25 protein-coding genes are annotated in these 26131 nt (G+C 40.4%); 18 read left to right on the top strand and 7 right to left on the bottom strand.

Features of this window, described 5'->3' with window-relative positions; genetic code table 11:
* Nucleotides 1-156 precede the first annotated feature (156 nt).
* The gene (locus tag GSQ84_RS14555) at nt 157-1095 is read left to right on the top strand and encodes a zinc-binding dehydrogenase (protein WP_158798000.1); all 939 of its coding nucleotides are present in this window, start codon (nt 157-159) and stop codon (nt 1093-1095) included.
* A gap of 97 nt (nt 1096-1192) precedes the next feature.
* On the opposite strand, the gene GSQ84_RS14550 is transcribed toward GSQ84_RS14555, so the two are convergent.
* Complete coding sequence (locus GSQ84_RS14550) at nt 1193-2596, bottom strand: discoidin domain-containing protein (protein ID WP_216848935.1); 1404 nt, start codon at nt 2594-2596, stop codon at nt 1193-1195.
* Between the two features lie 587 nt (nt 2597-3183).
* Here GSQ84_RS14550 and GSQ84_RS14545 point away from each other — a divergent pair.
* Nucleotides 3184-3936, top strand: a complete 753-nt coding sequence (locus GSQ84_RS14545; protein ID WP_158797999.1) for an SDR family oxidoreductase — start codon at nt 3184-3186, stop codon at nt 3934-3936.
* Between the two features lie 135 nt (nt 3937-4071).
* Here the strand turns inward: GSQ84_RS14545 and GSQ84_RS14540 are convergent, their stop codons facing one another.
* The gene (locus GSQ84_RS14540; protein WP_158797998.1) at nt 4072-4794 is read right to left on the bottom strand and encodes an SDR family oxidoreductase; all 723 of its coding nucleotides are present in this window, start codon (nt 4792-4794) and stop codon (nt 4072-4074) included.
* 141 nt (nt 4795-4935) lie between these two features.
* Here GSQ84_RS14540 and GSQ84_RS14535 point away from each other — a divergent pair, with 141 nt between their 5' ends.
* The 10 genes from GSQ84_RS14535 (at nt 4936) to GSQ84_RS14490 (ending at nt 12528) form a co-directional block, all read left to right on the top strand.
* Entirely contained in the window at nt 4936-6483 is a 1548-nt protein-coding gene (locus GSQ84_RS14535) for a DHA2 family efflux MFS transporter permease subunit (RefSeq protein WP_158797997.1), read from the top strand.
* Between the two features lie 59 nt (nt 6484-6542).
* Nucleotides 6543-7154, top strand: coding sequence for a TetR/AcrR family transcriptional regulator (locus GSQ84_RS14530; protein WP_158797996.1), 612 nt, complete (start codon nt 6543-6545; stop codon nt 7152-7154).
* A 110-nt stretch (nt 7155-7264) separates the two neighbouring features.
* Nucleotides 7265-7498, top strand: coding sequence for a hypothetical protein (locus GSQ84_RS14525; protein WP_158797995.1), 234 nt, complete (start codon nt 7265-7267; stop codon nt 7496-7498).
* A 131-nt stretch (nt 7499-7629) separates the two neighbouring features.
* Nucleotides 7630-8172 carry an RNA polymerase sigma factor gene (locus GSQ84_RS14520; protein ID WP_158797994.1) on the top strand — a complete coding sequence of 181 codons (543 nt, stop codon included), beginning with the start codon at nt 7630-7632 and terminating at the stop codon, nt 8170-8172.
* The gene (locus GSQ84_RS14515; RefSeq protein ID WP_158797993.1) at nt 8153-8425 is read left to right on the top strand and encodes a hypothetical protein; all 273 of its coding nucleotides are present in this window, start codon (nt 8153-8155) and stop codon (nt 8423-8425) included. The genes GSQ84_RS14520 and GSQ84_RS14515 overlap by 20 nt, the downstream gene beginning before the upstream one ends.
* Before the next feature lie 2 nt (nt 8426-8427).
* On the top strand, nt 8428-9114 hold the full coding sequence (locus tag GSQ84_RS14510; protein ID WP_158797992.1) for an ATP-dependent Clp protease proteolytic subunit: 687 nt from the start codon (nt 8428-8430) through the stop codon (nt 9112-9114).
* Between the two features lie 36 nt (nt 9115-9150).
* A complete protein-coding gene (locus GSQ84_RS14505; RefSeq protein WP_254070871.1) occupies nt 9151-9516 on the top strand; it encodes a nuclear transport factor 2 family protein in 366 nt (121 codons plus the stop codon).
* A 112-nt stretch (nt 9517-9628) separates the two neighbouring features.
* Nucleotides 9629-9874: a hypothetical protein gene (locus tag GSQ84_RS14500; RefSeq protein ID WP_158797991.1), complete on the top strand. Its 246-nt coding sequence runs from the start codon at nt 9629-9631 to the stop codon at nt 9872-9874.
* A 72-nt stretch (nt 9875-9946) separates the two neighbouring features.
* Nucleotides 9947-10825 carry a helix-turn-helix domain-containing protein gene (locus GSQ84_RS14495; RefSeq protein WP_158797990.1) on the top strand — a complete coding sequence of 293 codons (879 nt, stop codon included), beginning with the start codon at nt 9947-9949 and terminating at the stop codon, nt 10823-10825.
* Nucleotides 10826-10950: 125 nt separating this feature from the next.
* Nucleotides 10951-12528 (top strand): FAD-dependent monooxygenase, encoded by a 1578-nt coding sequence (locus tag GSQ84_RS14490; RefSeq protein ID WP_158797989.1) that lies wholly within the window; start codon nt 10951-10953, stop codon nt 12526-12528.
* Nucleotides 12529-12549: 21 nt separating this feature from the next.
* Here the strand turns inward: GSQ84_RS14490 and GSQ84_RS14485 are convergent, their stop codons facing one another.
* Both GSQ84_RS14485 and GSQ84_RS14480 read right to left on the bottom strand, forming a co-directional pair.
* Entirely contained in the window at nt 12550-13794 is a 1245-nt protein-coding gene (locus tag GSQ84_RS14485; protein WP_158797988.1) for an MFS transporter, read from the bottom strand.
* Between the two features lie 44 nt (nt 13795-13838).
* A complete protein-coding gene (locus GSQ84_RS14480) occupies nt 13839-14444 on the bottom strand; it encodes a TetR/AcrR family transcriptional regulator (protein WP_158797987.1) in 606 nt (201 codons plus the stop codon).
* 277 nt (nt 14445-14721) lie between these two features.
* On the opposite strand from GSQ84_RS14480, the gene GSQ84_RS14475 reads away from it, so the two are divergent.
* The 5 genes from GSQ84_RS14475 to GSQ84_RS14455 all read left to right on the top strand — a co-directional run bounded on the left by GSQ84_RS14475 (nt 14722) and on the right by GSQ84_RS14455 (nt 22204).
* Nucleotides 14722-16266 (top strand): cryptochrome/photolyase family protein, encoded by a 1545-nt coding sequence (locus GSQ84_RS14475; protein ID WP_158797986.1) that lies wholly within the window; start codon nt 14722-14724, stop codon nt 16264-16266.
* 121 nt (nt 16267-16387) lie between these two features.
* Nucleotides 16388-17836, top strand: coding sequence for an alpha-L-fucosidase (locus tag GSQ84_RS14470; RefSeq protein ID WP_158797985.1), 1449 nt, complete (start codon nt 16388-16390; stop codon nt 17834-17836).
* 298 nt (nt 17837-18134) lie between these two features.
* Nucleotides 18135-20624 carry a M1 family aminopeptidase gene (locus GSQ84_RS14465; RefSeq protein ID WP_158797984.1) on the top strand — a complete coding sequence of 830 codons (2490 nt, stop codon included), beginning with the start codon at nt 18135-18137 and terminating at the stop codon, nt 20622-20624.
* Nucleotides 20625-20777: 153 nt separating this feature from the next.
* A complete protein-coding gene (locus GSQ84_RS14460) occupies nt 20778-21380 on the top strand; it encodes a Crp/Fnr family transcriptional regulator (RefSeq protein ID WP_158797983.1) in 603 nt (200 codons plus the stop codon).
* Nucleotides 21381-21436: 56 nt separating this feature from the next.
* Entirely contained in the window at nt 21437-22204 is a 768-nt protein-coding gene (locus GSQ84_RS14455) for an SDR family oxidoreductase (RefSeq protein ID WP_158797982.1), read from the top strand.
* A 17-nt stretch (nt 22205-22221) separates the two neighbouring features.
* On the opposite strand, the gene GSQ84_RS14450 is transcribed toward GSQ84_RS14455, so the two are convergent.
* Both GSQ84_RS14450 and GSQ84_RS14445 read right to left on the bottom strand, forming a co-directional pair.
* The gene (locus tag GSQ84_RS14450) at nt 22222-23586 is read right to left on the bottom strand and encodes a DUF3472 domain-containing protein (RefSeq protein WP_158797981.1); all 1365 of its coding nucleotides are present in this window, start codon (nt 23584-23586) and stop codon (nt 22222-22224) included.
* 61 nt (nt 23587-23647) lie between these two features.
* Entirely contained in the window at nt 23648-24025 is a 378-nt protein-coding gene (locus GSQ84_RS14445) for a helix-turn-helix domain-containing protein (RefSeq protein WP_158797980.1), read from the bottom strand.
* Nucleotides 24026-24146: 121 nt separating this feature from the next.
* Between GSQ84_RS14445 and GSQ84_RS14440 the strand changes: the two genes are divergently transcribed.
* Nucleotides 24147-25013: an SDR family oxidoreductase gene (locus GSQ84_RS14440; protein WP_158797979.1), complete on the top strand. Its 867-nt coding sequence runs from the start codon at nt 24147-24149 to the stop codon at nt 25011-25013.
* A gap of 86 nt (nt 25014-25099) precedes the next feature.
* On the opposite strand, the gene GSQ84_RS14435 is transcribed toward GSQ84_RS14440, so the two are convergent.
* Nucleotides 25100-26047, bottom strand: a complete 948-nt coding sequence (locus tag GSQ84_RS14435) for an NADP-dependent oxidoreductase (protein WP_158797978.1) — start codon at nt 26045-26047, stop codon at nt 25100-25102.
* Between the last annotated feature and the right edge of the window lie 84 nt (nt 26048-26131).

Raw genomic sequence — 26131 nt, 5'->3', positions numbered from 1 at the left:
CCTAAACTGGAATGTCTCCAGTCAAATTCAGGCTTCTTATTTTGAACAATTAATAGTATTGAAATGGACATGAAAAGTCATGATTTGGACAGGTTAAATTTTGAATATCCTATCTACCTTAGAGAATTTTAAAATCGTAAATAAAACAAGCAATATATGAAAGCATGGCAGTTTACAGGAATCGATGAACCTTTGATAAGAGTCGAAATACCTACTCCAAAAGCAGGGAAAGGAGAAATTGTGGTGACTATTAAAGCTGCAGGACTATGCCATAGTGATGTGAGTTTCATGGATGGGACGATTACCTCTCTTTTAAAACACATTCCAACGGTGTTAGGTCACGAAATTGCAGGCGTGGTTAGCGAAGTTGGTGAGGGTGTAGATGATTTTAAAGTTGGCCAGAGAGTTGGTGTTCCGGCAACGACAGAAGGCCCGGGTACGGCTACAAACGGTGGTTTTGCCGATAGTGTAGTGGTGTTGGCCGAACTATGTGTTCATGTTCCTGACGAAGTACCTTTTGAACAGGCGGCACCGGCAATGGATGCGGCAAGGACAGCTTACAGAGCAATTGTAACAATAGGCCAGGTTCAAAAAGGAATGAATATTGGTGTGATAGGTTCTGGCGGACTAGGTTCATTAGGTGTACAAATCGCAAATGAATTAGGTGCTAAGGTATATGTAGCTGAAGTGAATGAAAAAGTATGGGATGAAGTAAAAGAAATGGGCGCCATTGGCGTGTCAGCAGATATTCGCGATTTTGAGTCGGTTGGTTTAGATGTGATTGTTGATTTTGCGGGTTTCGGTACAACTACAGCTTCAGCTATTGATGCGATCAAACCAAGAGGGCGCGTAGTTCAAATTGGACTGGCCAAAGAAATGGCAACAATTTCTGCACAAAAAGTAACCATGAAAGAAATTACCTATGTAGGTGCTTCTAATGGAGAGAAACTTGAAGCTGATGAAGTATTAAAGCTAATGGCTTCTGGTAATATCAAATCAAAGATTATAAAGATCACGTTTGATGATATTCCTGACAGTTTGGATCAATTGAAAAAAGGTGGGTTAAATGGCCGTTTTGTTGCTATTTATGAATAATCTTTAGATAAAAAAGATCTCTTAATATAAAGCGTATCCACTTTCTTAAAATAAAGCCGTATCAATCATTGCGATACGGCTTTATTATTTATAAACTTTACTGCAGTAACCTCCATTCACTTAATTGCAGATCGGCGCTTCCATTACTTGCCGTGATAGATAATCTGTAATATTTGTAAGCCGTAGAATTGTTAAAAGTGTATATTTTAGTTTGATTTCTTGCCGCGAAGGTCTCACCTGATCTCAGGTCCAGCTGCACAAAATTGCTGCCATCGTTAGAACCCAGGAGCTTCCAGTTCTTTGGGTCCCTATCCGGTGAATCATTACCAGAGGTAATGGTGTATTTACGCGATACCATCGCCCCCGGGAAAGTTACCTCTGCCCAGAAACTGGTTGGGAAAGCGGCTAAGAAGAACTTGGTATTATACAAACGGTCAATGAGTTTTGAGGAACCTTCAGTCGCTGATGCGCCTCCCGAGTTTTCATTACTAACGGTAACAGCACCCTGAGAAGTAATATCTTTACTATAAACTAAAGCGGGGAAAGTCAGTTTTGCCTGTTGCAGTTGTGCCAGCCAGTCATTTCCCTGTTCGTCGAGGTTTCCAAAAGCGGTCAGTGCAAGCGGTGTAAGGTCTATACCGGTGGCGCCACTCCAGAAATGGACAAACTCCCCAAAATTAAGGTCCCTGCTATATTTACTGATATTAGTTATCCCATTGGATACTGTTTGTGTTGGGAAGTAAAGTGACAATAAAGTGAAGTAATTGTTGATAGAAGCGGGATTTCCCTGCTGAGTGTAGATTGGGTACCAGAAGTCTTTAAACCAATGACTGTTTGCCCGGGGATAAGTATCTGAATTACCCAGCACAAGGTTATACCAGCGCTGTGCATCAGCTGTACGGCCGAGTCCCTGGTATACATCATAAATGTACAATTCCATAAACTTACTGTCGTGCCAGATATTAAAAGCCGGAGAACCCTGAATATTTTTAGAGGCCAATTCCACAATATGGCCTACCTCATGAGTGGTCAGATCGAGGTCATTGCCTGTTCCGGATAGCCATGCAGTGGTGCTGTTAGATCCGCAGTCAATAACATTTCTGTAGTCATGGCTGGCATCCATATAAGTACTTGGGTGTCCGCCGCCATATCTTCCCGTATGCAGGATCACAAAAAGGCGCGAATCAGTACCAAAAGACCCATATTTCTGTTTAGTATAATTCCATACCTGTGCCAGGTAAGTATTAGGCCAGGTGATCGTACGGCTTACATCGTTGTCAAAATACACGGCAACACTGGTATCACTGAATACCTTATTAAGCAGTTGTACATGTTCAAACCAATGTTCCTGCCAGGTGGCTGGGGGTTCTGCTAATGCGCGGGCTTTATTGACCATAGAAAGAGTTGATGGGGATAACTCCGGCTGTTTCTCTTCCTGTTTTTTACACGAAATTGTCACTGCAATAAGTAACGTGAGGAGAAGAATTAATTTAGTTTTCATGAGAGAATTGTTTAGTGGTTTTTGATTAATTATATAGTTATATCATAAAATGATCGAGATTGAGGATTAATTGAAATGGTGGATCGAAACTTCGTGGAGTAAATTAAACGTTTTAGCTAAACTGTTAAATGTGGTTATACAAGTGTCTGTCTGAACTAAAATTAATGAAATTCTTATCAGAAATACAAATTTATTTGTATAAAAATTAACTATTAGTATGTTACCGCTTTGTATATGGTGTGGATTGGGTTTGTTTGTTTCCTGTTTAATGAAATAAATTGTTAGAGAATGATTGATTCGGTAAGTTGATTGTCTAAATACGTATTTATCTTATACAGATTAACCAGCAAATTCTGGATTTATGCCCTGAGCACAATTATCAGTGGTCAATTATATCCCAATTGTGCCGGACTATGAGATTGCTGGCGCGGCAACTGAAAGTTGTGAAAGTATGAGCGGGATTATCTAACACGCCGGCGCTTTAAGTGATCCAATGAAAACTGACATGTAAATCCAGTTTTCTGACATGGTCAGTGGTAACATTTTACAATAAATTTGATATAATCGGATATATAATTATAAAAACAATGGGACAGTTTGAAAACAAAGTCGCCCTGGTTACTGGCGGGGCAACAGGCATAGGAAGAGCAACAGCAATTGAATTTGCTAAAAACGGCGCAAAAGTAGTTGTAGCAGATATAGTTGATGCAAAAGAAACGGTCGATGCGATTACATCAGCCGGAGGCGAAGCTATTTACGTAAAGACGGATGTTTCAAAAAGTGCAGATGTTAAAGCTTTGGTAGAAAAGGCAGTATCTACTTATGGTTCGCTGGACTATGCATTTAACAATGCAGGTATTGAATTGGGTGGAAAACTCACGGCTGACGTGGATGAAGAAGAATTTGACAAGGTCATTGGTATTAACATGAAAGGGGTTTGGCTGGGTTTAAAATATCAGATTCCCCAAATGTTAAAACAAGGAAAAGGCGTTATCGTGAATACCTCATCAACAGCAGGAATTACCGGGGTACCTTCCTTGTCGGCTTACACGGCTTCTAAACATGGAATTATAGGACTTACACAAGTTGCCGCCATTGATTATGGTAAGCAGGGCATACGGGTGAATGCCGTGATCCCTGGCCCTATAAAAACACCTATGCTCGAAGGAACGATGGGAAATAGTAAAACGGCTAAAGATAAAATCGAGAGCTCGCTGGTCATGGGACGTTTAGGAGAACCGCAGGAAATAGCAAACGCCGTTATCTTTCTTTGTTCTGACGGAGCTTCCTATATAAATGGCACATCGTTAGCTGTTGATGGAGGCTGGCTGGCAAAATAATGAAAACACGGCAGATAAAATAGTTATGAAAGTAATTCAAACTAATTTATCTGCCGTGTTTCCTGTTTTCTAAATAACCATTGCTGTTTCAACTTTGACAGAAGATACAATACTTCTGGTTTGAAGATTAAGCAATTATGGGTTCATTTTATTAAAATAACCGGCGATCACTTCGTTGGTTGCTGCTGTTATAGCTACAGTAGTATCGAATGTCAATTCAATTTTACCTTCTTTTAACTGCTCAAATATCGATTTTATAAATTCACCTACAGGCGGATGCTCGTCATGAATGCCTTTTCCTCCCAAATCAGTATTCAATGCTGGCGGTATAATTTCAATGACCTCCGTATTCGCTGACTTCAATTGGTGCCTTAATGAAAGTGTGAATGAACGCATAAATGCTTTCGTACTACAATATACAGGGACTTTTGAAAATGGTACAAAAGCAAAACCCGATGTCACATTGATGATTGTTTTTAAAGATTTAAGGTTCAGGAAAAGCCTGGTCAAATGAACAGGCGCAATAATATTAGTGTTAATTTCATTGTTAGTCTTCTCGTAAAAGTCATCGTCCTGTATGGTCATCCAGTTTTGAATACCTGCATTGTTAACCAATACATTCAGGTCAGGATGGTTTTCAGCAACCCAATTATATAGGTCAATGCGTTCTTTTTCATTTGATATATCGCATACTTTGCCAATTACACCAGGATGTTTTTCAGACACTGCATGAAGTGCAGCTTCATTTCTACCGCAAATAATAACGGTATTGTTTTCCTGGAAAAATCTTTCGGTAAGTCCCAGACCTATACCTGTGGCGCCGCCTGTAATCAGGATTTTGTTATTTGATAATTTCATAGTTTATTTTCTTTTTTTTATTGATTTTGACTGCTCCGTCAACAAACTGCAATATAATCAATCATTTGATTTAATCAATTGATTAAATCAAATGATTGATTAGTTTTGTCCCCTGTAATTGCACAATCAATATCATCAAAAATGGCAGAAACAGGTTTTAAAAAATGGATCATTACGATCACTGTAGTAACCGCGTCGTTACTGGAACTGATAGATACAACAATTGTTAACGTTTCCATTCCCCAGATACAGGGGAATTTGGGGAGCACCATCACAGACACGGCCTGGGTAATTACAGGTTATAGTGTCGCCAATGTGATTATTCTGCCTATGTCAGGCTGGCTAAGCAGTTTTTTCGGACGCAAGAATTACTTTTTGACGTCGATCATAGTTTTTACTATCGCTTCTTTCTTATGTGGGAATTCACATAGCCTTACCGAACTGGTTTGCTTTCGCATATTGCAGGGACTTGCTGGAGCAGGTTTAATATCAACAGCTCAGGCTATACTTTTGGAAGCGTGGCCTGCAAGCCAGGCCGGAACTGCGACGGCGATATTCGGTTTCGGTGCTGTATTTGGCCCAACCGTTGGCCCAACAATTGGCGGTTTTATTAATGACCATGCTTCATGGCAATGGATTTTTTATGTAAACATCCCTATCGGCTGCCTGGCCGCAGTTTGTACGTTGATGTATATAAATTCAACACCGGCCACCGGCAAAGGTAAACCGATAGACTGGTGGGGCATTGCACTGCTGGCAGTAGCAGTGGGTAGCTTACAAACAATACTGGAAAAAGGCGAGGATGAAGATTGGTTTTCCACCACTTATATAACGGTGTTAACGGTGACTGCAATATTTGGTCTCTTATTTTTTATATGGCGCGAGTTGAGCACCGATCATCCCATCGTTAATTTTAAGATCATGCGGCACCGGAGTTTTTCTTCAGGAATGCTCCTCTCATTTATTTTGGGTGTAGGTTTGTATGGTTCTAATTATGTTTTCCCGTTGTTTACACAAAACCTTTTAGGATTTTCGCCGCAACAGAGTGGCGAGATTCTCTTCCCAGGTGGGTTATTTACCTTATTAACTATGCCTTTTGTTGGTATTATGCTAAATAAAGGAGTGCCTGCGCAATTTATGGCCATAGTTGGTATGGTCTTATTTTTTATATTTTCAATGATGCTTAGTAATTCAACATTATCATCTGGTGCAGGTGATTTCTTCTGGCCCCTGGCAATCAGAGGAATTGGACTAGCGTTGCTTTTTGTTCCACTCACTACTTTAGCTATTGGCGGCTTAAAAGGACAAGAAATAGGGCAGGGAACTGGATTAAATAACATGATGCGCCAATTGGGTGGTTCCTTCGGTATAGCCGGGTTAAATACATTACTCCACATCAGGGAAGCCGTTCACCGGAATAACCTATTGACAAACATCAATCCTTATAACGCCTCCTTTACCGACAGGTTGAATAGCTTAACCCAAACGTTCATGTTCAAAGGAAAATCCGTTCTTGATGCTACCAAAATGGCTTACGCTGCTATTGATGGAGCAGTACAAAAGCAAAGCACCCTCCTAAGTTATATTGATTCTTACTGGGTAGTTGGTATTGCCATGTTATGCGCTATTCCCCTGGTTTTTTTGGCGCCCTTTGTTAAAGGACAGAAAGCCATTACCGATTCACACTAATTTTTATTAATTTATCTGTAAGGCATTGGTTAGCTTTACAGATAAATTTAAAATTGATTATGTCTTCAGATACCGAGACTTCAACAGAAGAAAAGATAAAGGATGCTGCAAGGAGGATCTTTACAAAAAAGGGATTCCTGGCCACCACTACAAGGGATATTGCTGCAGAAGCTGACATCAATATAGCCTCTATAAATTATTATTTCAGGAGCAAGGAAAAGCTTTTTGAATTTATAATGGACGAAACCATAGATAAGCTTTTTAATCAAATTGAGCCGGTTTTGAACAATCAAAAAATGACAGTCAGTGAAAAAATTGAGCTTTGCGTAGGTTATTATATTGACACTATAGTGGAAACTCCTGATTTCGTTTTTTTTACCGTAAGTGAGGTGATGAGTGGAAACCTAAACTCGCCAAACATGACCAGTAGGATGAAATCACTGGAAAAATCGCACTTTTCCAGCCAATTAAAGGATATGAATACCAGAGGACAGATTAGTTATCACCCGGTTAATCTTTTTTGGAATGTTTCAGGAATGATTTTTTTTCCATTTTTAACCCGCCCCAGAATGCTGGACTCCGGATATTTTACCTCTGATGAATTTAAAGGATTGATGCAGGAGCGCAAGAAATTAATCCCCATGTGGATGAAAGAAATGATTAAAGGCTAATGGTCATAAAAAGGTAACAAAGTGAATCTATTGATTTTAATCAATCGTTTTAATCAAATGATTGATTATTTTTGAATCGCTATTGAAACCTGCAACTTAAACATCATATAATGGAAGCATTATTATTCGGTTTAATCTTCTTTCCTCAAACTGCAGCTGGAGTACTTGCGAAAAGCAGGGGATACAGTTTTTGGTTCTGGTTTTTCATCTCCTTCCTGATTCCTATTATTTCGCTATTCATTCTGCTAAGAATGGAAGATAAAAGTGAAGATAAAGGAACCAGCTACCAGCTTGCAGATCATGTACGCAATCGGGATCAGCAATTAGCTGATAAACAAGACTAAATAGCTATTTAATAGCCATACCTTAGATTTATTATAAATCATCATAGTTTTGATACAATATTCTTTTTAAAATATTTTGCAATTTCATGGGTGATATTTGGCGTATAGGTTACACCTACTAATAAACACTCATGACAGCAAAAAATAACAACAGATTTTTAAAGGTCGAACTGCGAGAAGCTTTTTTTATAACACTATATCAAAAGGCTTTCTCCCCTGTTGCCCGTTATGTTGCACGAATGGGAGGCAGCCTTGAAGAAGCACAGGATATTTTCCAGGATACGCTGGTCATCTACTATGAGAAAGTTACCTCAACACAGGCTGAGATCATTATAAACGAGAAAGCGTATCTGGTAGGTATTGCCAAAAAAATATGGCTGCAACGTTATAGGGCCAGTTGTAAAAACGAGCCATTAAATGATTTTGACACCGCAGTTGTACCTGATGAACAACTTGCCACCGACAAAATACTGTACTACCTCGAAACTGCAGGTAAAAAATGTATGGAACTGCTTAAAGCTTATTATTATGATCGTTTGCCGGTTGCAAATGTAGCAACGCTATTTGACTACTCAAGCGTACATACAGCAACAGTAGCAAAATATAAATGCCTCGAAAAAGTCAGGGAAACTGTTAAACAAAACTCATTGAACTATGCGGACTTCATTGAATAATATCAAAGCTATCGAAGATTATCTTTCTGGCCGGCTGGCCCCTGGCGACATGCTTTTGTTCGAGGCTAACACATTGCTGAACAAAGATCTGATAAACGATATACAGCATCAGCAAAACACTTATGCGTTGGTCAGGCAATATAGCCGCCAAAAGCTAAAAGACGAGATTATCGCCGTACAAAAAATATTGGCTACTGCACCACAACACAGCGGCTTTATGAAGCGTATCACAAACCTGTTCAAAAAAGATTAATCATGAATATCGACCATAATGAATTTAGAAAATATGCAGTTAAACACCACCGCATAGGGAGCCAGTATGTGGATAGCTACCTGAACCGTGCAATCAATATCCCGACAAACATGACGCCTTATATCACTGAAGAGCGCCAGCTGAATGTAGCACAAATGGATGTTTTTTCACGTTTAATGATGGATCGGATCATATTTTTAGGCGAACCTGTTGCAGACAGGATGGCAAATATTATCCAGGCGCAATTGCTTTTTCTGCAATCTGTAGATGCTAAAAAAGATATCCAGATCTATATCAATTCTCCCGGCGGTGATGTGTATTCGGGTATGGGGATTTATGATACTATGCAATTGATCACACCTGATGTGGGCACCGTGTGTATTGGCATGGCTTGTTCTATGAGCGCCATTTTACTTTGCGCAGGCAAAGCAGGAAAACGAGCAGCGCTACAGCATTCGCGCATCATGATCCACCAGCCTTCAGGTGGCGTGCAGGGCGTTTCAGCTGATATCGAAATTACTGCGCAACAAATCATAAAGGTAAAGCAAGATCTGTATAACATTATCGCTAAACATAGCGGTCAAACCTATGACTGGGTACAGAATGCTTCTGACCGGGATTATTGGATGACAGGCCCGGAAGCTAAAGCACAGGGTATGGTAGATGAAGTTTTGGGTGATACAGATTAGATCTCCCTACACAATTCCAATTAAAAACATAATTTCATGAACAAAGAAAAAATGCTTAAAAATCAAGAGTTAATAAAAAATGCTTATACGGCTTTTAACGCCAGGGATATTAATGCCATACTACAGGTAATGCATCCTGAAGTAAAATGGTCAAAAGCCTGGGAAGGTGACTATGCAAACGGTCATGATGAAGTTAGCGCTTATTGGGAACGCCAATGGAAAGAGATTGACCCGAAGGTAATACCGGTTGGTTTCCATGAAAGAGAGAATGGAACTTTAGCGGTTGAAGTTGACCAATTGGTGAAGGATTTAGAGGGCAATATCTTATTTGATGGTAAAGTAATACATGTTTACATCATCAATGATGGTCTGTTGCAACAGATGGATATCGAGCTAAGTTGATGATCTTTTTATAGCAATTATTTGATTTCTTAGCCAAATTGATGAAAAACTTTGTTCTAAATTGTTTTGTCTTGATCAAACTATTTACGACCTTCCCTTCAAATCATGGCTTATGACAAATTCAGAGAAATTAATTGAACTTAAATCAGTAGCGCTCTCTGCACAGAAATACCTGTATCATCTTGAATCAAAACTTACTCAAAATCCTGATGATAAAGAACTGCTTAGAACGATTAAGACTGCTCAATTGAGCCTCACCAGTAAAAAAATCGAATTCAGCAAATTGTTAACAGAGATCAAAGACGATAAAAGTGCTGATGATGAGTTTAAGGAGACTGTTATTTTCAGTCTAAACTAGAGGGATTGCACTAGTTTGGTCGTTCGTGCTAAATTGATTATCCTTATCTTCAGGGTAAACTGACCATATGATATGTCATTAATAAATATTGTCAACATTGAAACCTTAAAAAACAGGTTTGGAAAATGTGAATCAAGTGATCAATTTATCATTCACCGGTTTGACCGCGAAAATGAACCCAAGTGGGAACCCTGTCGGATGGAGGTGTATTTTATTGCATTTCTTCAAAAAGGGGAACTGCTGGTCGAGTCAGATTTGCTGTCTCAAAAGGTAAAGGCCCCAGCTATTTTTGCTATGGCCCCCGCCGTCATCCGTAAGTTTATACATAGCAGTTCAGATTTTGAAAGCGAAGTGATTTTTTTCGATAAATCATTTTTCCTTCAAAACCTGTCTGATACCAGTAAACTTGACCATTATAGTTTTTTCTACCACAAAAATGACCATAATCTCCTGTTAAATAAAAGTCAAAATAAAATTATCCGCACGTATTTTAACCTCATCAAAAGACAGGTGAAAAAGTCTGGCGTTTATAGAGCGGATATGATAAGGAGCATCCTGCAAATTCTGCTGTTTGAAATTGCTGAGATTAATAGCAAGGAGAACAACATTGCAGCTGATTATTCTCACACCGAAGTCATCATGTCCATCTTTAAAGATAATTTGGAAAAACATTTCAGAAATGCACGAAAAGTAGGCTTTTTTGCCTCCTTACAAAATTTAAGCAATAAATATTTTTCGGGTATTGTACAGCGTCACGCTGGAAAAACAGCTGGAGAGATGATCGACGAACGGGTTATACTCGAAGCAAAAGCATTGCTTCAAAACAAAAGTTTAACAGTAAGCGAAATTTCAGGCCTTTTGAGTTTCGACGATGTGTCCAATTTTGGGAAATATTTCAAGAACCTGACCGGTGATTCACCAATGGCTTACCGAAAGCTTATTTCAAAATAGCGACTTTTTTACCTTTTTTACAATCCTTTCAACCTTGTGCTTTGCTGTTCAATACCGGATTTTTGTGATGTCCATTTTCACCAGCTTAATTTTACTGTAGTGATCGCGGTCATAAATATAATCAGATGAATAATCAACAGAAACAGGAAAAAACAACCTTGCCGGTATTGATTGCCGGTGCAGGTCCTACAGGATTAACTGCTGCAATGGAATTGAGCCGTATGGGCATACCGGTCAGAATAATTGATAAAGCTCAGGGGCCATCTAAAACATCCAGGGCACTGGCTGTTCAGTCACGCACAATTGAATTGATGGGGCAACGTGGTCTTGCTAAAGACATGCTCGCAAAAGGTAACCCGGTTCATCATACTACCATCTACAATGAAAAAAGAATTTTGGGAAAGGTAAACCTGGCTTTAATCCAAAGCCGCTATAACTTTTGCTTATTGATTTCTCAAGCGGAAACAGAGGGCCTATTGCGTGATCAGGTTGCCAGACAGGGAATTGTGATTGAATGGGCTACAGAAATGACTGATTTTACGCAATTGGCGGAAGATAATGGCATCACTGCTGCTATAAAAAAGCCCGATGGCAAAACTGAACAATTTGGCGCATCCTATCTGATTAGTGCTGAAGGTGCCCATAGCATCGCCCGTACAAAGCTGGGGTTACATTTTGAAGGTAAAACTATGGGGCAGAATTACGCGCTGGGCGACCTGCATATTGATGGGGAAATTCCTGAAGACGAAATGTCTGTATTTATCAGTAAAAAAGGCTTTGTAGCTTTATTTCCAATGACAGGAAAGCGGTTTAGGATGATGGTTACTGATCCTGAAAATCATACTAAAGCAGATGCGCCACCAACAATTGAGGAATTGCAAAATCTGTATAATAACGTGGTACATCTTCCCGGAAGGTTGTTTGATATGAACTGGGGATCACGTTATGGTATCAATAGTCGTATGATGAAGACTTTAAAAGTAGGGAATGTATTTTTTGGTGGTGATTCTGCCCATATTCATAGTCCTGCTGGTGGTCAGGGAATGAACACAGGCATACAGGACATGATCAACCTTTCCTGGAAAATGGCATTTGTAATTAAAGGATTGGCTAAATCTGAACTTTTAGAAAGTTATGAGGAAGAACGTGTTCCAATTATTAAAGGCCTGCTCAACACGACTGAAAAAGCAACAGATATGTTTAACTCGTTAAATCCGGTAATTTATTCCTTAATGTCAGCTTTTATTCCCCCTCTATTAAGCTTTAAATTTATCCAGAAAAAAGGGACTTCTATAATCAGCGAAGTTGCAAACGAATATAAAGAAAGCAGGCTTTCAGCAAAAGGTCGTTCAATGGGTAGTTTAAACGCCGGTATGAGGGTTCCCGACACACTATTGCAGGTGAAGGTCGTTTTAAAAGACGGCCATACAAGCTTTGTTTACGATTTGCTGAACCCCTCAGCCTTTACTATTTTGCTGGTCAACCAGGATGCAGATCAGGTGCCAGGCACACTTTTAAAGACTAAACAGCAGATTCCTGTACAAATCATTGCCAGCGTGACAGGAAAAGAAACAGATTATGAAAACGTATTTGGCCGCCACCCAGGTTTTATCCTGGTAAGACCTGACAGCTATGTAGCCGCCTGCGATACCATGGAGAATCTTAGTGTTTTAGAAGACTGGTTGGGTCAATGGTTAGTTTAAGATTAGAAATACCAGCATTTATCATTGAGTTGGTTGCATGTTCAGCTTATTTGCAGGCCGGGTTAAAAACTTAACGAACAATAATGCAATGACCAGCGTTAAAATACCCTGGGCCAAAACAGTTGTCTGTGCGCCGATATGTTCAGAAATGGCGCCAATCAGCAAACTGCCAACAGGTAGCATACCAAAAGTTGCCATCAGCAAAATGCCGAGCGCCCTGCCACGCATAGCAGGGGTAGCGCCCGACTGCACCAGAATATTGCTGATGGTAAACTGTGCTATTGACCCATAGCCGGCTATAGCGGCAAAAAACATAGCTGCGGGGAAATTCCTGATCTGTGAAAAAGAAATCAGCCCTATGCCCAAAAGCACAGTACTGAAGAATAAAATACGTTTCAAATTTGCGCCAGACTTGCGGGAGGCCAGAAAGATCGTTCCCATTACTGCACCAATACCTACAAAACTATTGATATAACCAAAGGTCGACGCATCCCCTTTAAAAACCACTTTCGCAAATACAGGCAATAGGGTATTATAAGGAAGAACCAGTAAACTAACTAGCGCCAGCATAACTGCGATGAGGCCAATTTCAGGAGTGTTTTTAATATAAGCAAAACCTTCAGCAAAATCAGTCATCACCTTTTTATCCGTTTTTTTGGGAAGATAAGCCGGTAATTTCATCAGCAATAGCGACAGGATAACGCCGCCAAAGCTTGCTGCATTCAGGAGAAAACACACACCAGCTCCATAAGCGCTCAGCACAATGCCTGATAGGGCAGGACCCAGCAATTGTGCCAGACTGGCTGTTGCTGTAGAGAGGGAGAGTGCATTGGGTAAATCTTCCGGCCTGGCAACCACATCATTGATCAAAGATTGCCGGGCAGGAACGTCGAAGGCATTAATGATACCCAGAATCACACTCAGCAAGAGGATGGCCCACACTGTGGTGTGGCCGGTAATCACCAGTAAGGCCAGCAACACAGCCTGAATCATAGAGGTAATCTGGGTGATCTTGATCACGGTGTATCGGTTAAAGCGGTCGGCAACCACGCCGCCAAGTATGGAAAAAAGAAAGGATGGGAATTGCTCTGCAAAAATGGTTACGCCGAGCAGAAATGCAGAATGCGTCATAGCATATACTACCCATACCACAGCCGTTCGCTGCATCCAGGTACCGAATTGAGAAACAGCCCTGCCGAAAAAATAGAGCATAAAGTTGCGGCTCGCAAATGCTCTAAATATATTATACTCACTTATTTGCTTCATGTAACTGACGAAATTTTAAATAATGTCGAAAAATGGATAAAAAATTATGACCTCAGCCATTGGGTAACCATATCGCTCAATAATTGCGCTGCATCTTTTGCATCATGCGGGTCATTATGGTCATAGATTTCGCGTCTTACGCCACGTACACTGCTTGAAATCAAAAAAGTCAGTATATCCAATTCAGCATTGTTATGGATACGGGCGTTAACCTGTAAATCCTGAGTGGAAAGTACTTCCATCAATATACCCCTTTCCAGGTAAATAAGTTTGCTATGTAAAGCATCTAAAAATTTCGCATGCTTTGACTGTTCTTCGGCACTCATTAGCTGATCAATGGCATTAAAAACCCGTTTCCATTCCTGAGAGGTTTTGATCTTGGTGAAGCAAAATGCGAATATCCTTTCGTTTAAACTTTTCGCTGCAGCTACTGCAACCCGAATCTCTGACGCAACATCCTCCGCAATTCTGCTGAGTACCGCCTGGAAAATCTCATCGCGATTTTTGAAATAATAATAAAGAGAACTCCTGCTGCGGCCTGTAGCTCTGGCTAAATTATCCATGGTTACCTTTCTGGGGCCGGCTTTACGATAAAGCTGCAGGGCAGACTGCAAAATTTCCTGTTGAATAATATCGTCCGGGTTTGTCATGAGTTGATCTGATGCTCAAATATAATTGTATTTTCTGACAAAATATTATTTTTTGTCAGATGTTTTCATTCGGCCAGTTCGTTGGGTTTGTATCTAGTGAAAGTTGGAGTTGCATTTTATGAAAAACATTAAATGCTGAATAATTTCAACTCCATTTAAAAGATAAATGCGATAATCAATTGATGGCGGCTTCCTGGTCCGGTAGATTTCGATAAATAATCAAAGCTATCGGAAACACTACGGATCAAACTGTGTTAAGGATATGAGCTAGACAAACATGGAAAAAAAGTATAAAGTATTACGACTGCTATTGGGCGACCAGCTCAACCTGCAGCATTCCTGGTTTGCGCATCAAGATCCATCAGTCTTATATGTGATGATGGAAATACGTACGGAAACGGATTACATATGGCACCATATCCAAAAAGTCTGTGCATTTTTCGCGGCCATGGAAGGTTTCGTTGAAGCGCTGAACAAGAGTGGTCATGATACCTTATACCTCAAAATTGATGATCCTTCAAACAAACAGCGCTTTGCCACGAACTGCGATTTACTGATCAAAAAATATGAGATCGAAAGATTTGAATATCAATTGCCCGATGAATACCGGCTGGATGAAGAACTGAAAGCCTATTGCAGCAAATTACTTATCGCTGGTAAGGCCTGCGATACCGAACACTTTTATACTACCCGTGATGAACTGGGCACATTTTTTTCAGGTAAAAAGGCTTTGCTGATGGAGAATTTTTACCGGGAAATGCGTAAAAAACATAAAGTATTGATGGAAGGGCAGGAGCCTGTAGGCGGGAAATGGAATTTTGACGAAGAGAACCGCAAGAAGCTACCAAAGAACCATAAGCCCTATGCACCGCTATTGTTTGATAATAATATAAGCTCTCAATATGAACGTATTAGAGAAGCAGGAATAACAACTATCGGCTACATAGATCCTGAAAAGTTCTATTGGCCAATCAACCGCCACCAAGCGCTGGAACTTTTGCATTATTTTACTGACTACTGTTTGCCGCTGTTCGGTACTTTTCAGGACGCGATGCACACGGACGAATGGTCAGTTTATCACTCGCGCTTGTCTTTCGCGATGAACACAAAGATGCTATCCCCAAAGGAAGTGATCACCGCTGCACTTTTAGCCTGGAAGCAGGATAAAAAATCCATTTCCATCAATCAGCTTGAAGGATTTATCAGGCAGATCCTGGGTTGGCGCGAATATATGCGAGGCATCTACTGGCTAAAAATGCCGGAATTTGAGACCCTAAATTACTTTGATCACCAGAGAAAACTGCCGGATTGGTATTGGACCGGAAAAACAAAAATGAATTGCCTCAAACATAGTATTGGCCAATCACTCGAACATGCTTATGCGCACCATATCCAGCGATTGATGATTACTGGAAATTTTGCCTTACTGGCAGGGATCAAACCCGACGATGTAGACTTTTGGTATCTCGGAATTTACATTGATGCCATCCAGTGGGTAGAGATTACCAATACCAGAGGAATGAGCCAGTTTGCTGATGGAGGAATAATTGGATCAAAACCTTATACTGGAAGTGCCAATTATATCCATAAGCAAAGTAACTACTGTGAAAAATGCCACTATGACCACACTACAAAAACCGAAGAAAATTCCTGCCCCTTTAACAGTCTCTACTGGGATTTTCACGACCGCCACCGCAACAAGCTGAGTCTTAACTACCGGCTCACTATGGTCTATCGTTTATGGAATAAAATGGCTCCTCACGATCGGGAAGCTATTTTACTCCGCGCAAATTATTATTTGAAGCATCTGGAGGAGCTGTAACAAGTTTTTCTCTCCATCTGTTTATACCTTTCAGATTTTACTATCTTTAAGGGCGTTACATCATAGATTTTCTAATCTCTTTTGTGCTACCCCTTAAACTGTCAACTCCCAATGAACTAAGATGAAGAAATACTTATTGTACCTGTTACTGCTTGTTAGTCAATCTATGTTTGCACAAACCTACCAGCCAAACTGGAAATCAATAGATTCCAGACCCATTCCTGAATGGTACAAGGATGCCAAATTTGGAATATTTATCCATTGGGGAGTTTATTCCGTACCGGCATGGGCCCCAAAAGGGCAGTATGCTGAATGGTACCAGGAAAATTTGCAATCAAATGGTTTTAAGGGGCAAGCGGTAGCATATCACAATAAAAAATATGGCGCTGATTTTAGTTATTACCAATTTGCCCCGCTTTTTAAAGCTGATTTATTTGATCCTGAAGCCTGGGCCAAACTCTTTGAACAGTCTGGTGCCAAATACATTGTACTTACTTCCAAACACCATGATGGCTTTGCCTTATGGCCAAGTAAACAAGCTTCAGAAAGTCGTGGTTTTGCCTGGAACGCAGTAGATGTAGGACCCAAAAGAGATTTATTGGGTGACCTGTTTAAGGCGGTAAGAAAAACGTCTGTACATCCTGGTATTTATTATTCTTTGTATGAATGGTATAATCCTTTATGGCTAAATAATAAACAGTTGTACGTTCAGAAACACATGATCCCGCAGATTAAGGATGTGATCGATACCTATAAACCAGATGTTTTCTGGACTGATGGGGAGTGGGAGCAGCCAGATACTTTATGGCACTCAACAGAAATACTCAGTTGGATGTTTAACGACAGTAAAGTCAAAGATAAAATTGTGGTGAACGACCGCTGGGGTAAAGACACCCGTTACAAACACGGAGGTTTTTACAGCCCTGAATACCAACCTAACATGGATTTTAAAAACCACTATTTTGAGGAAAGCCGTGGTATGGGATTCTCCTATGGGTATAACAGAATGGAGGATGCCTGGGATTATAACTCTGCCAAGGTGCTGATTCTTCATTTGCTTGATAAAGTAAGCAGGGGTGGCAATTTCCTTTTAGACATTGGTCCGGATGCAGATGGAAAAATACCGCCTATCATGCAAGAACGCTTATTGGAAATTGGTCAATGGCTTAAAATAAATGGTGAGGCTATTTACGGCACTACCAAGTATAAAAACACGATTCAGTGGGGGCCCGGTAAAAGAGATTATCAGCCAAAATCTGAAGACAACGGCGACCATGTTGGTGGAGACATCATGTTAAAATTGACTGAAGATCCGGATCCCGGTTATGCGATAAAAGAAGTGTTCTTTACCCAAAAAGGCAACACCGTATTTGCGATTGTTCCAGTGTGGCCTGCAAATCACAAAGTGCTTTTAAGAGATATGAATTTAAAAGGTAAAAAGGTAAGCCTGCTGGAAACCGGAGAGGTATTACCTTATATTGTTACCGGGGGAAATTCAGAGGTTAAATTTCCTGAGTTTATTCCGGGTAAAATTAAAACCAGGTATAGCTATGTCATTAAAATCGAGTAGCTATATCTTGTGAAAAGCACAATAGCATTTTAAAAGCATCATCTATTTTTCACTCTTACTCACTTGAATTTGTATCACCAGGTAAGCTGGCTTGCGGAAATCTTTTTTATTTTTTAAGATCACTGTGGCGGGTCAAGTGGAAGATCGTTATATGTATTATATAAGTTGCTAAACCGATTAATCTTGCGTTTGGAAAAATTGTTTTCTATCTTCCGCCCACTAAAGCCGTGGTTTGGAAAATGACCTGCTTTTGCCTTAATAAAAACAGTTAATTACACCTAAAATTATTACTTTGATAATGAAACAACGCTACCTGCCCTTTTTTCTGATTATACTCTTCTCGGTCATTTCTGCTGCTGCTTTCGCTCAGCCGAATATCAACCCTAAAGACGGTAAAGGCTACCGCGAAACGCCAGTTAAAATAAATGATTTGGTTGATACCCGGCTTGATGTCAGGTTTGATTACCAGAAATCCTACCTGTACGGTAAAGAATGGGTGACGCTAAAGCCCCATTTTTATACAACAGATTCACTGACGCTGGATGCAAAAGGAATGGATATTCAGCAAATTGCTATCCTAAAAGACGGTAAGCTCAAATCACTTCAATACAACTATGAAGACAGCCTTTTACTCCATATCAAACTGGATAGAAAATATAAAGGCAGCGAGCAATACGTGGTATATATCGAATATACCTCAAAGCCTAACCTGCTGCACGATAAACCTGGTCAGAAATTAGACGGTAAGGGTTTATATTTTGTTAATCCAAAAGGTACCGAAAAAGATAAACCGACCCAGATATGGACACAGGGCGAAGCTGTAAGTTCATCCTGCTGGTTCCCTACCATTGATCAGCCACAGCAAAAAACTACCCAGCAATTAAGCATGACCGTGCCCGCTAAATACACCACACTGTCTAACGGATTGCTGATCAGTCAGAAAATTAATGCTGATGGTACCCGTACGGATACCTGGAAACAAAAATTGCCACACTCGCCTTATCTGTTCATGATGGCCATTGGCGACTTCAAGATCTACAAAGATAAATGGCGCAATATAGAGGTCAACTATTACCTGGAGCCTAAATATTTCCCTTATGCAAAAGCGGTATTCGGCCAAACCCCGGAGATGATGGAGTTTTTTTCTAAAGCACTTGGTGTTGATTTCGCCTGGGAAAAATATTCGCAGGTGGTGGTGAGGGATTACCCGCTTGGTGCAATGGAAAATTCCTCGGCAACCCTGCTTGGCGACTACGTACAAAAAAGCCCATGGGAACTGATAGATGATCCAAATGGTACTGGTGGTACTACTATAGCGCATGAGCTTTTCCATCAATGGTTTGGCGACCTTGCTACCTGCGAAAGCTGGAGTAATGAAACGCTAAATGAGTCTTTTGCGGTGTTTGGTGAAAAATACTGGAACGAAAAGAAATATGGTAAAGATGATGGTGACGATAAACGCTATGATGAATTGCAGGCTTATCTGAGGAATAAGACAGCTGCAGATCAAAACCTGGTGCCGTTCTATTTTTCTGATAGTGAAGGTATCAATGGTTCAAATATTTATGATAAAGGTGGATTGGTACTTACCATGCTGCGTAATTACCTGGGTGATGAAGCCTTTTTTAAAGGCTTAGGTGTTTATCTTAAAAATCGTTCCTTTAAAAGTGCCGAAGTACAGGATCTGCGCCTCGCTATGGAAGAAGTATCCGGAAGGGACCTGAACTGGTTCTTCAACCAATGGTATTACGGTGCGGGTCATCCTATATTGGATATTACCTATAAATGGAACGAATCTACAAAAACAGAACAGGTTTTTATTGCCCAAAATCAGTCGGGCCAGATCTTCCAGTTGCCAGTGGCTGTTGATGTATATGCTGGTGGAAAAACTGAAAGGCACCAGATCTGGTTAGGCCATGCAAAAGATACGCTTAGTTTTAATTTATCTGCCAGGCCAGACCTGGTGAATGTTGATGCAGAGAAGATACTGCTGACTAAGAAAACAGATCATAAAACCTTAACCGAATTGCTTTACCAATATCAGCATGCCCCACTTTATATGGATCGCTTTGAGGCTTTCCAGGCAGCTGCCGATCAGCAAACAACTGCAGAAGGCAAGGAAATACTAAAAGCAGCATTAAAAGATAAATACCATGGCTTGCGCATCAAGGCTGTTAAGGCAATTAAAACAGATGATCAAAGTTTACTGGCAGAGTTTCTTCCCATTATTGCCGACCTGGCTAAAAACGATCCCAACTATCCGGTACGTGCTGCCGCAATAACCTTGCTGGGCAAAACTAAAAATGCGGCTTATCAGGATCTTTATCAGACAGCCTTAACAAGTCCATCTTACACTGTACGTGGCGCGGCGTTAACAGCATTGAACGTGGTAGCTCCTGCCCAGGCTTTTAAAACAGCAAAGGAATTACAACAAGCTGCAGAGGGGCCAGTTTCTCAGGCAATTGTTGGTGTTTATGAAACGAACGGCGCTGATGCAGAATGGCCTTACGTAATGGCAGCATTTAAAAAAGCCTCTGTACAGGTTAAGATTGATAATGCGGTAAAGCTGATGCCAGGCATGATTGGAAGGATGACCAACCGTACCTATGTAGCAGAAGGTATCCGTACCATCAGCGATCTCGCAGTTACCTATAAAAAATATGGTGTTGGCCCTAAATTGATTGCTTCTTTAGAGGACATCAAAAAGGAACGCAAAAATATTGATGACAAGGAATCTGCGAACTTAGCGGAAGATGCGATCAAGCGAATCAACGACAGTAAAGAGTAAGAGGATAATACCAGATAACCATCCTGCTACCTGGAGGAATAAATAAGTCGAAAGTACATTTTAGCTTGTGGTGAAATCAATTGATCAGGTCAGATAAAATATATCTCACCTGATCGATTTAAAAATACTTTCTTTGTAAAAATGATTCGTACTATGAAGCCATGTGAACAGGAGATTCGTTTCATCATTGAAACCATATCGAAGTTAGTAGAGATCAATCCTGATGACTTAATGTCTATTAGCGATTGTTTTGAAAGCAGGACAATTAATAAAAGCCAGTTTTTATTAAAAGAGGGCGAGGTTTGTGATTTCTGGGGTTTTATTTATCAGGGTATTGTCCGGTCTTACACGCCTAATGATAGGGGAGAAGAATATACCAACGGCTTCATCATGGAAAATGATTTTATCTGTCAGTTTCTCAGTTTTCAAAGCAGGAAACCAAGTTCCGTCAATGTGCATGCACTGGAAGACACTAAACTGGTTTTCCTTTCCCATAAGGAGTTGCAAAAGGTCTACTCCCGGTTCCCTATATTTGAAAAATTTGCCCGTAAACTATATGAAGACCGGTTTGCGCAGGCTAAAGCACAAATGTTATTTCGTGTACAATTGAGTGCAACCGACCGTTATTTATATCTTCTGGAAAAACGCCCGTCTCTGATACAGCGGGTACCGCTTAAATATCTGGCTTCTTATCTTAATATTACAGATAGTACCCTGAGCAGGGTAAGGAGAAAAATAAGTCATCTCCCGCAATAGAAGATTTCTTGCCTTTTATCAAGTGTCCATAACCAGAGCTGCTTTAACTTTGGGATATGAAAAACACAGAAAAGAAAATTGTCCTAATCACTGGTGCAAACCGTGGTTTGGGGTATGAGATCGCCAGGCAGCTTGGCGAAAAAGATATGGTTGTCATTTTAGGTGCGCGTAATGCAGACGCTGGTAAAGCTGCTGTAAGCCAATTAAGCACACAAAATATCGAAGTCCATTTTGTTCAGCTGGATATCCTTCAGCAGGAAAGCATTAGAAATGCTGCTGCTCTGGTAGAAGAACAGTTTGGACGTTTGGATATTCTGGTCAATAACGCAGCCCGCTTGCCGAATCGAAAAGAGGCAGAAAGTCAAAAATTTTTACCATCTGATATCAGTGCCGAATTGCTTTATGGTTATATAAATACCAACTTTATGGCGCAGGTAGCAGTTACCCAGGCTTTTCTTCCATTGATTAAAAAAAGCCAAGCAGGAAGAATTGTCAATATGTCTTCCTCTATAGGTTCAGTTACCATAGCAAGCGAACATTTACATGAAAATGGCCCAAAACCTCCTTTCCTGGCTTATGCGGCTTCAAAAGCTGCTTTAAATATGTTTACTGTCCAGCTTGCAAAAGAACTGGCTGGTACCTCAATCAAAGTGAATAGTGCTGATCCAGGATTGACGCAGACAGATGCGGGCGGTCCTACTGCACCGAATACGGTAGCGCAAGGGGCTAAACCTGCTGTTTGGCTGGCTTGCCTGGATGCTGATGGGCCCACAGGCTGCTTCTTTACACACAGACTTGAGCACACCGCAACAAACCCCTGGTAATTTATCATCGATTGATTTTACTCTGGCAAAGCAGAAAGGTCAATATCAGGTTTTTTACCTGTTTTTGACCTTTTATAAATTGTATTCAATGGGGTATAATCATTAAAAAAACCGCCATTATGAAGATAAAAAGAACCATTTCTTAATCCTCCGCCATAATCCATTCTGAACTTTTTATGCGCTGTAGCATCTCCGGTAAGCATGGCAGTATTTAATTCTATCCATTCACCTTCCTTACTTCTTACCCATTGGGAAGTGAAATCAACACTTCTTTGTACATTACCGGCTTCTGGTTCAAAATTCTCCAGGAAAGAATGCAGGTGTGTTAAATACGTTTGTGTGGCGGGCCTGCTGAAACTGGCAATCAGTAACCACTTGCTCAATTTAGGGTCATAAAAATAAGCGGTATATCGGGTATAATTATCTGCCAGAGGTTCCCCGTGTAATAAAAAGCGGTAAGTAACACCAGCCTGCCATAGATAGTTCAAATAGCTTTGTCCGCCTGAGCCTTCATCTCCAAAAGATCCGGCATGTACGTCCTTACCTTTACTGATCAGACGAATTTGCTGATTGTCTGGTATTTTACCCGGATCATCCGTTTTAAAAGGGCTCCACACAGAAAAAAGGACTCTCCGTTCTGTTGGAGAATTTACCTGCATACCAAAATACCCTTCTCCAAAACCATCGGCCATAAAATATGAACCAATAATATCCTGATGGACAGGTACAGTGACTTCATTATAAAACCACTCTGCCTTTAGGTTTGCTGGTACTTTATAACTCAGGTGTACCGATGGCCCACGTCTTCCCCAATGGAAATAGTTGCCCTCATTATTTTGAACATAAGAAAGTTTATTGCCGTCCATATCCTTAATGGTCAGGTTGGAAATCTCGGCGAAACTCTTCCCTGTTTTAGAAAGCCCTTTAATTTTGAAGCTGTAATACCCGGTATCCCTTACATTCCACTTTCCTAAATCATATACCTTCGCTGTATCTCCCTCAACTTTTAATTTCAATGATTTCCCTGCTGCGATAACTTCTATTTCACTTTTTCCTGTAGGAACCTTGAGTGTAAGCGAAGCCCTTATTGGTCCTGTTTGGGCAAACCTTACAAAGGTCTTAAAAGTTATACTTTTTAAACTCCAGTTTACAATTCCATCATTGCTTATGTTTCCACCTATGGGTGCACTTTGGTTAGCTATAAAACTCAGGTCGGTTTTTCCATGATCGTACCGCCATGTATTACCGCCTAAGGGGATTGCTGCTGTGGAAATATGATCTAAAGTTTGCGCTTTACCCGTAAATACAATTGTATTTAAAATGATAACCAGGGCTATAAAAAGATTAAACTGATTTTTTAAAGGGATAGATTTACTGATCATATATCAGCCTAATTTATCAAATTCAATTGATAAACTCAAATAGCTGGTTTAGTGGAAAAAATCAAAGGCTATCGTGAAGCGGTGCGGCAGGCAGGTATTCAGGAACTAAATTTTTTTGCACATTCAATACCTTTTCCTGTCCCCATGTTGCCATTTCACTCAGTATCGGCGATAAACTATTGCCTAAATCTGTTAATGAATATTCTACGCGTGGCGGAATTTCCTTGTACTGCTTTCGGCTAATCAATCCATCGGCTTCGAGTTCTTTTAGCTGTTCAGTCAGTACTTTTCTGGAAATAGAAGGCATTCGTGCTGCTATTTCGCCAAACCGCCTGGTATGGTCGGAAAGGATGTACATAATAATTGTTTTCCATCTTCCACCAATTAAAGCAATCGTTGCTGTAACAGGACATGCCGAATGTTCAAATTTATCTTCCATTAGTCACTTTTAGGTTACCACTATTTTCATTGTTACCAAAAGGTAACAAGTTACAATTTGAAATCATTATTAGTTTCTTTGCGTAACAAAGGTAATTATTCATTTTAAAATAGACGAAACTATGATTTTAATAACAGGCGCAACAGGCCATTTAGGAAATGCTACTATCAAATCTCTTCTGGAAAAAGGTATTCCAGCCAATGACATCGCTGCATTGGCTAGGGATGAAAACAAAGCTGCCGAATTAAGCGAAAAAGGGGTGCAGCTCAAAATCGGTGACTACAAAAATTATGATTCTTTAAAATCCGCCCTTCAGGGAGTGGATAAGTTATTACTCGTTTCTTCATCCGATTTGGACGACAGGCTTACACAGCATAAAAATGTGATCAATGCTGCCAAAGAAAATGGCGTGAAACATATCGTCTACACCAGTATAGACATTAAAAGCTTTGAAGGAACTGCTATTCCTTACGTGAGTCAAATCCATATTGACACAGCCAATTACCTAAAAGAAATTGGCATCCCTTATACGCTTCTGGACAACACGTTATACGCTGATCTGGTACCGTTATTTTCGGGCGAAAAAGTTCTGGAAACAGGCATTTTCTTCCCGGCAGGAGAGGGTAAAACACCATTCGTTGCAAGAACAGAAATGGCAGAAGCAGCTGCAGTGGTGCTAACTACCTCCGGACATGAAAACCAGGAATATGCAATCACAGCAGAAACGGCTTACTCATTTAGTGAAATAGCTGAAATGCTTTCAGAGATTACTGGTAAAGAAGTGTTGTATCATCATCCTGATGCAACTGCTTATATTGAACAACTAGTAAAGGTTGGCGTTCCCAAAGAAAACGCTGCTTTTTTTGCTGGTTTCGGTGAAGCCATCAAAAACGGTGAATTTGATACCAATCGCAGCGACCTTGCAAAATTATTGGGTAGGAAACCATTGGAATTAAAAGAATTCCTGAAAACTATTTATGGTATTTAAGTTTTTTTTAAAGCCAGTTGTAATTCCTATTACAACTGGCTTTATTTTAAATTACTAGGTCACATTGGTTTGTATGGCGCGATTTTTTAAGGAATCAAAACTATTTTTCCATGTGTATGTTTGCTTGCCAGATCATCGTAAGCAGCTTTTACCTCAGCTAGTGGATAAGAGCCAGCAACCAGTATTTCCAGTTTTCCCTCGTCAATCATTTTTGTCAATTTTTCCATGACGGCTGCAGATGCCCCGGCAGAATTTCCTGCAGTATTCACGCTATAGGTAGAAGCTGCTTCAAAATCTATGATTGTATTGATCCGTTCTTTGGGAATCCCCAGATCGATACCTAATTTCACATATCCATTGCCTGAAACATCAAATAAAGCGGAAGGTGTTCGCCCATCTAAAACCTCCTGAACTGCTTTTAAATTGTCTTCGCCATAAGTTACAGGGATTACACCATGTTTTTTTAACCATTCGTGATTAGCCTCACTTGCAAAACCGATCACCTCTACACCCAGGTTTTTTGCAATCTGCACGGCGATTGATCCTACACCACCAGCAGCACCAGAAATGATTACCACATCACCAGGCGATAAAGAAAGTACATCCACCCCGGCATAAGCAGTGGTTCCCGCTACAAATAATCCACCGGCCTGTTCCCAGGTCATTTGTTCAGGTTTGATCACCAGCTGATCCTGACCTACGGCAATATATTCCGCCTGGGCATTACGGTTGTTAGAAAAACCAATTACCTCATCTCCAATCTTAAAATCTTTAACCTGATCTCCAATAGCTGTAATTGTTCCGGCAAAGTCGCTTCCCTGACCGGTTGGCAAGGTGGATTTAAACATATGTTCCAATTTTCCTAACCTGATGGATGTTTCACCAGGGTTGATGCCGGCAGCTTTTATCCTGACCAGCACTTTATCTGATCCAACTTCCGGCATCGGTGTTTCAGCTATATATAATACTTCTGTACCTCCAAATTTATCATATCTAACGGCATGATTGGTTTGTTCTTGACTTTCGTTTTTCATAAGAATATATTTTAATCAGTATATCTATTTGTTTAATCAGTAGCGCTCAGGTCTTTTAACCATCTGCTGCCTTCAGCGATTTAG

Source organism: Pedobacter sp. L105 (assembly GCF_009765875.1).
Classification (GTDB): domain Bacteria; phylum Bacteroidota; class Bacteroidia; order Sphingobacteriales; family Sphingobacteriaceae; genus Pedobacter.
This window is presented reverse-complemented; position numbering and strand designations above follow the sequence as displayed.